This window comes from Sphingosinicella sp. YJ22 (assembly GCF_011320075.1).
Lineage (GTDB): Bacteria > Pseudomonadota > Alphaproteobacteria > Sphingomonadales > Sphingomonadaceae > Allosphingosinicella.
Window position 1 is genome coordinate 97,572 of the sequence record NZ_JAANPA010000003.1, and the last position, 9,640, is coordinate 107,211.

At 68.6% G+C, this 9,640-nt stretch carries 10 protein-coding genes; 6 read left to right on the forward strand and 4 right to left on the reverse strand.

Going from position 1 to position 9,640, the window contains the following annotated elements; all coding sequences use genetic code 11:
- Positions 1–85: 85 nt before the first annotated feature.
- The 3 genes from G7B71_RS02480 (at position 86) to G7B71_RS02490 (ending at position 2,899) form a co-directional block, all read left to right on the forward strand.
- Positions 86–1,132: a COX15/CtaA family protein gene (locus G7B71_RS02480; protein ID WP_166037535.1), complete on the forward strand. Its 1,047-nt coding sequence runs from the start codon at positions 86–88 to the stop codon at positions 1,130–1,132.
- Positions 1,129–1,452 (forward strand): divalent-cation tolerance protein CutA, encoded by a 324-nt coding sequence (cutA, locus tag G7B71_RS02485; RefSeq protein WP_166037537.1) that lies wholly within the window; start codon positions 1,129–1,131, stop codon positions 1,450–1,452. Before G7B71_RS02480 ends, cutA begins: the two co-directional genes overlap by 4 nt.
- Before the next feature lie 166 nt (positions 1,453–1,618).
- Positions 1,619–2,899, forward strand: coding sequence for a cation:dicarboxylase symporter family transporter (locus tag G7B71_RS02490; protein ID WP_166037538.1), 1,281 nt, complete (start codon positions 1,619–1,621; stop codon positions 2,897–2,899).
- Between the two features lie 105 nt (positions 2,900–3,004).
- On the opposite strand, the gene G7B71_RS02495 is transcribed toward G7B71_RS02490, so the two are convergent.
- The 3 genes from G7B71_RS02495 to G7B71_RS02505 are packed head-to-tail and all read right to left on the reverse strand — an operon-like array spanning position 3,005 to position 7,424.
- Positions 3,005–4,411: an amidohydrolase family protein gene (locus tag G7B71_RS02495; protein WP_166037540.1), complete on the reverse strand. Its 1,407-nt coding sequence runs from the start codon at positions 4,409–4,411 to the stop codon at positions 3,005–3,007.
- Positions 4,408–5,805, reverse strand: coding sequence for an amidohydrolase (locus tag G7B71_RS02500; protein WP_166037542.1), 1,398 nt, complete (start codon positions 5,803–5,805; stop codon positions 4,408–4,410). The genes G7B71_RS02495 and G7B71_RS02500 overlap by 4 nt, the downstream gene beginning before the upstream one ends.
- Entirely contained in the window at positions 5,805–7,424 is a 1,620-nt protein-coding gene (locus G7B71_RS02505; protein ID WP_207774695.1) for a peptide MFS transporter, read from the reverse strand. The genes G7B71_RS02500 and G7B71_RS02505 overlap by 1 nt, the downstream gene beginning before the upstream one ends.
- A 127-nt stretch (positions 7,425–7,551) precedes the next feature.
- Between G7B71_RS02505 and G7B71_RS02510 the strand changes: the two genes are divergently transcribed.
- The 3 genes from G7B71_RS02510 (at position 7,552) to G7B71_RS02520 (ending at position 9,108) form a co-directional block, all read left to right on the forward strand.
- On the forward strand, positions 7,552–8,124 hold the full coding sequence (locus G7B71_RS02510; protein ID WP_166037546.1) for a nitroreductase: 573 nt from the start codon (positions 7,552–7,554) through the stop codon (positions 8,122–8,124).
- Positions 8,125–8,203: 79 nt separating this feature from the next.
- On the forward strand, positions 8,204–8,548 hold the full coding sequence (locus G7B71_RS02515) for a GntR family transcriptional regulator (RefSeq protein ID WP_166037548.1): 345 nt from the start codon (positions 8,204–8,206) through the stop codon (positions 8,546–8,548).
- 77 nt (positions 8,549–8,625) lie between these two features.
- Complete coding sequence (locus tag G7B71_RS02520) at positions 8,626–9,108, forward strand: hypothetical protein (RefSeq protein ID WP_166037550.1); 483 nt, start codon at positions 8,626–8,628, stop codon at positions 9,106–9,108.
- Positions 9,109–9,329: 221 nt separating this feature from the next.
- Here the strand turns inward: G7B71_RS02520 and G7B71_RS02525 are convergent.
- Positions 9,330–9,640: hypothetical protein (locus G7B71_RS02525; protein ID WP_166037552.1), on the reverse strand; the 311-nt coding region annotated here is incomplete at its 5' end.

Sequence of the window (9,640 nt, forward strand, 5' to 3'; positions counted from 1 at the left end):
TATCGGGGCCGCCGTGACAATATAACATTGGCCTTAAAGTTCCGTGATTGGCAGGTGCGGCGGGAACGGCCATAGGACCGAGGCCATGCACGCCCCGCCGAATCCCGCCGTGTCCCGCCCCCGCGCCATCGCCAATTGGCTGCTTGTCGTCGCCGCCCTCGTCTTCCTCATGATCGTGGTCGGCGGGATCACGCGGCTCACCGAATCCGGCCTGTCGATCACCCGCTGGGAACCGGTGAGCGGCACCATCCCGCCGCTGAACGAGGCGGACTGGCAGCGCGAGTTCAACCTCTATCGCGAGAGCCCGCAATATCAGCTGGTCAACCGCGGCATGACCCTTGCCGACTTCAAGTTCATCTTCTTCTGGGAATATATCCATCGGCTGCTCGGGCGCGTGATCGGCCTCGCCTTCGCGCTTCCGCTCCTCTGGTTCGCGGTGAAGCGGGCGATCCCAGGCGGCTATGGCTGGAAGCTCGTCGGGCTGCTCGCGCTCGGCGGCCTGCAGGGCGCGATCGGCTGGTGGATGGTGGCGTCGGGCCTCGTTGACGTTCCCGAGGTGAGCCACATCCGCCTCGCCGTCCACCTGCTCACCGCGCTTGCGATCTTCGGCGCCCTGATTTGGGTCGCGCTGGACCTGCGCGCGCTCGCCAGGTCGCCGGGCGCACCGCCGGCGCGGCTGACGCTGACCGGAATCTGGGCGCTGTGCCTGCTGTTCCTGCAGATGCTGTTCGGCGCCTATGTCGCGGGGCTGGAGGCGGGCTATGCGTTCAACTCCTGGCCGCTGATGGGGGACGAATTCTATCCGCGCGCGGCGGAGTGGATGCAGCCGATGCTGAGGAACTTCGTGGATAATCCGGTGACGGTGCAGTTCGTCCATCGCTGGCTCGCCTTCGTCGCCGCGGCGGTGATCGGGCTGCTCGCGCTGCGGGCGTGGCAGCAGGGCGACAAGCTCAACGGCGGCGTGCTGGCCGTGGCGGTGCTGCTCCAGATCCAACTCGGCATCCTCACCATCCTCACCGGCGTCGAGCTGTGGATCGGCGTCGCCCACCAGGGCATGGCGGCGCTGCTGCTCGGCGCGCTACTCGTCACCGGCCACAAGCTCGGGCAACGCCGGGAGACGGTCGCGCCGTGAGCGAAGCGGCGATCGTCACCGTCTATTCGACCTTCGCCGACGCGGACGAGGCCGAGCGCATCGCGCGGCTGCTGGTCGAGGAACGGCTCGCCGCCTGCGCCAACATCCTCGGGCCGTGCCGCGCCATCTATCGCTGGCGGGGCGGGATCGAGGAGGGCGACGAGGTGGCCGCCTTGTTCAAGACCCGCGCGGACATGGCGGACAAGCTGATCGCACGGCTGGCCGAGCTGCACAGCTACGACGTTCCGGCAGCCGTGGTGTGGCCGATCGCCGACGCGCTGCCCGCCTACGCGCAGTGGGTGCGCAACGAGGCCGGATAGCCTTTCCTTCCAGGGGGTGGGGTCGCACAACAATCGTCTTCCAATTCGGGCGGAGATGAACCAGCTTGGCGATCCGGACCGGGCGGGTTGCGGCATTCCCGCGTTTCGCTAGGTCTCTCACCCGGCTTGCCCGAGCCGCAAATCTGGTTGCCTAGGGGAGCCACCTTTGTCCCAGCCCACCCGTATCCTGCTTGCCCTCGTCCTCGGCCTCGCCGCCGGCATCGCCGCGGTGGCGAGCGGCGGCGCCTGGGTCGACCGTTCCGTGACGCTGGCCGAGCCGATCGGCGGTATGTGGCTCAACGCGCTCAGGATGACGATCGTGCCGCTGGTCGTGTCGCTGCTGGTGACCGGCATCGCGGCCTCCGCGGCGGCGGCGCGGGCGAGCAAGCTGGCGTGGCGGGCGCTGGTCCTGTTCGTGTCCCTGCTGTGGATCTCGGCGATCACCGCCGCGCTGCTGACGCCACTGTTCCTCAACCTGTTCCCGCTGCCGACGGAATCGGCCGCGGCGCTGCGCGGCGCGCTCAGCAGCAGCACCGAGAGCGTCGGAGGAGCACCGAGTTTCGGCGACTTCCTGCAATCGATCGTGCCGAGCAACGTCGTCGCGGCGGCCGCCGAGGACGCGATCCTGCCGCTCATCCTGTTCACCCTCGCCTTCGCATTCGCGGTGGTGCGGCTGCCCGAGGAGCCGCGCGAGCGGCTGATCGGCCTGTTCCAGGCGCTCGCCGACGCCATGCTGATCGTCATCAACTGGGTGTTGTGGATCGCGCCGGTCGGCGTGTTCGCGCTCGCCTATGTGGTCGGCGCGCGAGCCGGCGGCGGCGCGTTCGGGGCTCTTCTCCATTATGTGCTGATGGTGTCGGCGGTGGGCATCGTGATCCTGCTCGCCGCCTACCCGCTGGCGATGTTCGGGGCGCGCATCCCGCTAGGCCGTTTCGCCAAGGTGATCACGCCGGCGCAGGCGGTGGCGTTCAGCACGCAATCCTCGGTCGCCAGCCTGCCGGCGATGCTGAAATCGGCGGAGCGGCTCGACGTGCCGGTCGCGGCAGCGGGCGTCGCTTTGCCGATGGCGGTCGCGGTGTTCCGCGCGACCGGGCCGGCGATGAACCTCGCCGTCGCCATCTACATAGCTTACTGGTTCGGCGTCGAAATCACGTGGAGCATGATGGCGATCGGCGTCGCCGCGGCGGCGACCACGACGATGGGCTCCCCGGGCATCCCGGGCCAGGCCAGCTTCGTCACGGCGATCGCGCCGATCTGCATCGCCATGGGGCTGCCGATCGAGCCATTGGCCTTGCTGATCGCGGTCGAAGTGCTGCCCGACATCGTCCGCACGGTCGGCAACGTCAGTATGGACGTCGCGGCAAGCTCGACCGCTGCGCGCGTCAGCGGTTTCCGGGCGGAGGAAGCGACGAGCGAACAGGACCAGCTGCTGGCGGGCGGGGAGTAACGTCCAAGAGATTATTCGTCATTGCGAGCGCAGCGAAGCACTCCAGCTACAGTGTCTGGATTGCTTCGTCGCTGACGCTCCTCGCAATGGCGGTCGTGCTAAGCCCTATTGCCGCGGCGTATAGGCGTGCGGGAGGGCGCCCTCGGTCGGGGTGCGGTAGCGGTCGCGCAAGCGCGTCTGGCGGTTCTCCAGGCTCTGCTGGACGCCGTCGATCCACACCGCCTCGACTCCGGTCGACAGCTCGAGCGGGTCGCCGTCCCAGATCACCACGTCGGCGCGGCGGCCGGGGCGAAGCGAGCCGATCTCGCCGCCCAGGCCCATCGCTTCGGCCGGGCGCGCGCTGATCGCGGCGAACGCCTCGGCCCAGCTCAGGCCGGTGGCGCCGGGGATGCGGTTCAGGGCGACGAGGTTGCCGGCATATTGCGGCATGAGCCGGATCTGGCGGGTCTCGTCGTCATTGATGTGGCCGATGCCAACGGTGACTCCGGCGGCGCGCAGGCGGCCGACGTTCGACTGGGTCGCGGCGAGCTGCTCGAACGAGGCGGGCAAATCGTTGAGCGCGTTGGCGATGACCGGCACGCCGGCGGCGCGGATGTCGTCCGCCACGCGCCAGCCCTCGGTCGCGCCGACCAGCACGATGCGCAGGTTGGGGAATTCGCGCTTCAGCGCCAGCGTCTGGAGGATGTCGCTGGCACGCTCGACATGGACGAGCAAGGCCTGCTGGCCGCGCACCACCGGCACGAGAGCGGCGGCGTCGAAACGGGTCAGAAGGACGTCGCTGGCGCGCTCGCGGGTCGGCTCGAACATGCGGAAGTCGGGCTGGTCCTCGAGCATCGGCTGCTCAGCCGAAGCGTCGGGCTGCCGCCTGCCGGTGCCTCCGGGGATGGTGACCCGGAGCTGGCCGGCCTCGCGCAGCGCATTGCGGAGCAGCGCGTGGGCCGAGGCGCGGCTGCCGCCGGCGCGCTGGCCGCCGGTCTCGCCGAGCTCGACATATTGGAAGGCGCGGCGGCGCATGATCGGGTCCATGTCGGAGCCAAGGTCGATGACCGCGCCCTGGCCACCGAACATGCTGGACGACGCCTGCGGCGCGACCACCGCGCGGGTGACTCCCGCGGCACGGTTGACGGCGATCGCCGAGGCCTGGGGATTGACCGCCGGGGCGACGTCGATCGCCGCGCTGAACGGGCTGCTGTTGGCGCCGGTGTCGTTGCTGGCGCTGGCGGCGTCGACCTCGGCAAGGCCGATCCGCGAGAAGCCGGAGACCAGGCCGGGGGTGACCCAGCGGCCGTTGGCGTCGACAACCTGGGCGTCGGCCGGGACCGACACGCCCGCGCCGGCCGCGACGACTCGGCCGTTGCGGATGACGACGGTGCCGCCGTCGATCGGCTCGCTGCCGTCGCCGATGACGACTCGGCCGTTGGTGATGGCGATGGTCTGGGCGAGCGCGGGCGCCGTGCCGACGAGAAGCGCGCCGGCGGCAGCGGCCGCCTTGAGCAGGGTCAGGGCCCTCATTTCGTGTCCCCTTCGCCGGGCTGGCCAAGTTCGAAGTCGGAGACCGGCCGGAGTTGCGGGTTGTTCATGTCGTAAAGCAGCGCTCCGTCGATCCACACCTGCTGCGGGCGGGTGTAGACGCTGAACGGATGGCCATTCCACAACACGACGTCGGCGCGCTTGCCAACGCGGAGCGAACCGGTCTGGTCGGCGATCCCGAGCGCGGTGGCCGGGTTGATCGCGAGCCAGCGCCAGGCGGTCTCGTCGCTGATCTGGATGCCCATCCGGCGGCCGTCGGCGAGCGTCTTGGCCGCTTCCTGGTTCAGCCGCTGGATGCCGTTGGCGTCGTCGGAATGGATGATCGCGCAGGCGCCGGCATTGTGGATCAGCGGCGCATTCTCGTTGACCGCGTCATAGGCTTCCATCTTGAAGCCCCACCAGTCCGCCCACACGGAAGCGCAGGTGCCGCGCTCGCGCAGCAGATCGGCGATCTTGTAGGCCTCGACCGCGTGGTGGAAGCTGGCGATGCGGAAGCCGAACTCCTGGGCCATGTCGAGCATGATCGCCATCTCGTCGGCGCGGTAGCAGTGGTTCTGGACGAGGACGTCGCCGTTCAGCACCTCGACCAATGTCTCGAGCGCCAGGTCGCGCGGCGTATTGGGATCGCGGCCAACGCGGTCGCGATACTCGACCGCGCGCTGCCAGGTCTGGCGCATCAGAGCGACGTTGGCCATGCGCGAGCCGGGCATCTGGTTGCGGTTGCCATAGACCCGCTTCGGGTTCTCGCCGCACGCCATTTTGAGGCTGCGCGGAGCGCCCGGGAAACGCATCTGCTGGTAAGTGCGCGCCGATACGTTGCGCAACGTCACGCCGCGACCGCCGAACAGGTTGGCGGAGCCGGGCAGGACGTGCAGCGTGGTGATGCCGCCATTGGCAAGCGCCCGGCTGAAGCCGGGATCCTGCGGCCAGATGCTGTGCTCGGCCCAGACTTCCGGACGGACCGGGCCGGTCACTTCGTTGCCGTCCGAATGCGCCTCGACGCCGGGGCTCGGATAGTTGCCGAGGTGGCTGTGGATGTCGATGACGCCCGGAGTCACCCAGCGGCCATTGCCGTCGATCCGAGTCGCGCCCTCGGGAATCGCGGTGTCGGCGCCGCCGACCGCGAGGATTCGGCCCTCGGCGAGGACGATGGTGCCGTTGTCGATTCGGCCGCCCTCACCGTCGAAGATGGTGGCGTTGGTGATCGCGGTGACGACGCCAGGATAGGCGCGGTAGGTCGACGGATAGGGATCCGCGGCCCGCGGCGACGAAGGCTGCTGCGCCTGCGCGGACTGCGCCGACTGCTGCTGCCCCCCGGCCGTGGCGCACCCTGCGAGCAACGCAGTGGCCGCCACGGCCAGCAGCAATGACTTCATCAGGCGGGATCCTTTCCGAGCTTGGTCTCACGGTGCGGGTAGAGACCGGCGTCCTGGCCATGATCGCCGCCGACTTCCTTGTAGCCGGCGAGCTCCTCGGCATCGCTCAGCGTGTCGAGGTGCATCAGCTTCCTGATGAACGGCGACACCGCGATGACCGCAACACCGACGCCGATCGCGACCCATCCGACGGTGCTGTAGACGTCAAGCACGACTTCCTTGCCCGCGCCTTCGCCGGAGGCCGCTTCCGAACCGGTCGCCGCCGCGATCAGGCCGGCGGCGAAATTGCCGGTCGCCGAGGCGAAGAACCAGGTGCCCATGATCAGCGACGCCATGTGCGCCGGAGCCAGACGATTCATCGCGCTGAGACCCACCGGCGACAGGCAGAGCTCACCAGTCGTGTGCAGCAGGTAGATAAGGAAGATGAAGATGACCGGGGTCAGATTCTCCATACCCGCGGCCTGGCTGCCCCACACGAGGACGAGGAAGCCGAGGCCGAGCTGGAGCAGGCCGAGGCCGAACTTGGCCGGAGCCGACGGCTCCATCCCACGCCGTCCGAGCCAGATCCAGAGACCCGCAAACAGCGGCGCCAAAAGCACGATGTAGATGGCGTTGATAGACTGGAACATGGAGGCCGGCACGTCCCAGCCCAACATGGTGCGGTCGACCGAGCGGTCGGTGAACAGGTTGAGCGACGAGCCAGCCTGCTCGAACAAGGCCCAGAACAGGATCGACCCGAGGATCAGGAACATCGCCGCGAAGATGCGGTCGCGATCCTCACGATCGAGCTTCACCACCGCGGTCATGATCACATAGCCGACCAGGATGATGCCGGCGACCAGCAGCAGCCAGCCGATGACTTCCTGATACTGGATGAGCTGCCAGATGCCGACGACGGCAGCGACGCCGACCAGATAGATCAGCCATTCCAGCTTGATGCCGGCGACCGACCTGGTGAGCGCGACCGGATCCGGCGCCTCGCCGCGGCCCATGAGGAGCGGCTTGCCCCAGACGAACACGACGAGGCCGAGGAGCATGCCGACGCCGGCGGCGCCGAAGCCGTAGGACCAGCCATAGGTCTGGCCGAGATAGCCGCACAGCAGCGAACCGATCGCGGCACCCAGGTTAATGCCCATGTAGAAGATGGTGTAGGCGCCGTCGCGGCGGACGTCGGTGCGCGGATAGAGCTGGCCGACGATGACCGAGATGTTGGCCTTGAGGAAGCCCGAGCCGACGATGATGAAGCTTAGCGCCAGCCAGAACAGGCTGAGCGAAGCGGCATCCTGCCCCCCGCTTCCTTCGAAGCCCATCAGGAAGTGGCCGAAGGTCAGCAATACGGCGCCGAACAGCACCGCCTTTCGCTGCCCGATATAGCGGTCGGCGAGATAGCCGCCGAGCACCGGGGTGATGTACACGAGCGCGGTATAGGCGCCGTAGATGACGCCCGAGCGCTCGTCCGAGAACAGCCAGTGCTGGGTGAGGTAGAAAATCAGCAGGGCGCGCATGCCGTAGTAGGAGAAGCGCTCCCACATCTCGGCGAAGAACAGCACGAACAGGCCGCGCGGGTGACCGAGGATGGTCCGTTGTTCCTCGGCTGCATATTGTGGGTTGGTCGCCATGGGGCTGGCCTCCTCAATCCTATCACAGGCCGCTTCCCGCGGCATTCAGGCGGCGCACACTAGTGCGAGAATCAGCCTTGCCAAGCAGGATTGTTGCAGGGCGGGGTGCCTGATAGGCGGACGACCCATGCTCAACGACCGCTCCACCCCCCTGTCCCTTCTCGAGACCCGTCGATCCGGAAGACCTCGCGACCTGGTCGAGCCGGGGCCGAACCCCGAAGAGCTGGCGCGAATCCTGGGGATCGCCGCGCGCACGCCGGATCATGGCAAGCTCCATCCGTGGCGCTTCGTCCATGTCGCGCGGGAGCGGCGCGCCGCCTTTTCCGACCTGCTCTTCGCGGCCTACCGCGCCGAGCAGGGCGAGCCGAGCGAGGCCACCGCGGAAGCGATCGCCCGCCTCGCCTCCCAGGCGCCCGAGCTGGTGGTGGTGCTGTTCAGCCCGAAGGAAAGCGCGAAGATCCCGCTGTGGGAGCAGCAACTGTCGTGCGGCGCGGCGGCGATGAACCTGGAGCATGCCGCCCACGCGCTCGGCTATGCCGCCGGCTGGATCACCGGCTGGCCGGCTTATTCGGAGCAGATCCGCGATGCCTTCGGCGGCGACTCGGAAAAGATCGCCGGGTTCATTTACATCGGGACGCCCGGAATGCCGCTCGAGGAACGGGCCCGGCCCGAGCCGGACGAGGTCATTTCGCGCTGGTGACCCATCTATGGGCGATTAATCTGGCGTTCAGCAAAGAAGACGCTTGACCTTGCCCGGTGTGTTAGTACAGCATCACGCCATGAGCGAAGAACGGCCCGTCTATCTGCGGCTGCGGGACCGCATTGCCGCAATGATCCTCGACGGGACGGTTGGCGACGGCGATCCGCTCCCTTCCGTGCGGAGCCTCGCGGCCGAATGCGGCGCCAACCCGCTCACCGTCGCCAAGGCTTATCAGACCTTCCAGGAGGAAGGGCTGGTCGTGGTCCGGCGCGGAGTCGGCATGTTCGTCGCGATCGGCGCCGCCGACAAGCTGCGCACCAACGAGCGCGACACTTTCCTCAAGGAGCGCTGGCCGGAGATCTGTGCGCACATGCGCCGGCTCGGGCTACAGCCCGAAGACCTCGTCGAGCGCGCGCTCGCCTAAACCCAAGCTGCTGCCTTGCCCCCGGTGGCGCGGCATCGCATGATGACCGCGTCCAGTCAGTTCGTCCGGGGGGATGAATGCGCCTGCACCTGCCTATCGCGACCGGACTGCTGCCGCTGGCCCTGCTCGGCGGCTGCGCGACTCACCATGCCGGGCCCGAGCCGGTCGAAGGCCTCGTCTACGATTGCCGGGCGCCGGACGGCGCCAACGCCGGCCTGGCGCGAATCCTGTTCAACGGCCAAGGCTATCAGCCGGCCGGCAGCGTGATCGTGGCGGGCACGGCGCCGGCGCCGCGATCGACCGCAACCTTGTGGTTCGCGAACCGCGAGCATGCGCTGAAGGCCGGGTGGACCTATCTCGGCATGCGCTACCATTCGGTCGCGCCCGAGCAAGGCCGCACCGTCATCTGGGCGGCCGACGGCGAGGAGGCGCGGATCCTGTCGGCGGCGGAGGAGCAAGGCGACGAGACCGAGCTCGCCAGCTGCACGCGCCGCCGCCACGTCGACGGCGCGCAGACGCAGGAAGCCCATGGCGGCGCGGAAGACACGCATCGTCGCTGACCGCCGCACCTTGCCCTCGACTCGGCACCTTAACCATTGACGCGGCGGCGATTTCCTGTCTCTGACCGATAGGGACGCGCGCCTTGAATCGGTGAATTCGGCGCGGCGGGGTTGGGCAAGGTTTTAATGATCAAGGACAGTCTGGTTTCACTGCGCACGATCGTGGGCACCGCGGTACTTGTTTCCGGGGCTTTCGCGACCGCGACCGCGACCGCGACCGCTCAGGAAGGCAACGTGTCGATCGGCGCGCCGCAGCTGCGCGATTTCCAGATCGAGCCCAAGCAGCGCATCGTCACCCAACCGGCCCAGCCTGCGCAGCCGGCGCCGATGCGGACGCAGCCGGCCGAACGGCCGACCGCCACGACGGCGGCTCCGACGCAGCCGACCCAGCAGCGCCCTGCCCCGGCGACTCGGATCGACCCGTCGCGAAGCGCGCCCGCGCCGGTGTCGACCGCCGCACCGACGGCTGCGACCCCGCCCGCCATGACCTCGCCAGCCGGCGACGGGAGCGCCGCGCCTGCGAGATCGGAAG

Bases quoted from the DNA above. Each gene is read 5' to 3' on its own strand.
- G7B71_RS02480 (WP_166037535.1), top strand. From the start codon at position 86: ATGCACGCCCCGCCGAATCCCGCCGTGTCCCGCCCCCGCGCCATCGCC.
- G7B71_RS02495 (WP_166037540.1), bottom strand. From the start codon at position 4,411: ATGAGGGCCCTGACCCTGCTCAAGGCGGCCGCTGCCGCCGGCGCGCTT.
- G7B71_RS02510 (WP_166037546.1), top strand. From the start codon at position 7,552: ATGCTCAACGACCGCTCCACCCCCCTGTCCCTTCTCGAGACCCGTCGA.
- G7B71_RS02505 (WP_207774695.1), bottom strand. From the start codon at position 7,424: ATGGCGACCAACCCACAATATGCAGCCGAGGAACAACGGACCATCCTC.
- G7B71_RS02515 (WP_166037548.1), top strand. From the start codon at position 8,204: ATGAGCGAAGAACGGCCCGTCTATCTGCGGCTGCGGGACCGCATTGCC.
- G7B71_RS02520 (WP_166037550.1), top strand. From the start codon at position 8,626: ATGCGCCTGCACCTGCCTATCGCGACCGGACTGCTGCCGCTGGCCCTG.
- G7B71_RS02500 (WP_166037542.1), bottom strand. From the start codon at position 5,805: ATGAAGTCATTGCTGCTGGCCGTGGCGGCCACTGCGTTGCTCGCAGGG.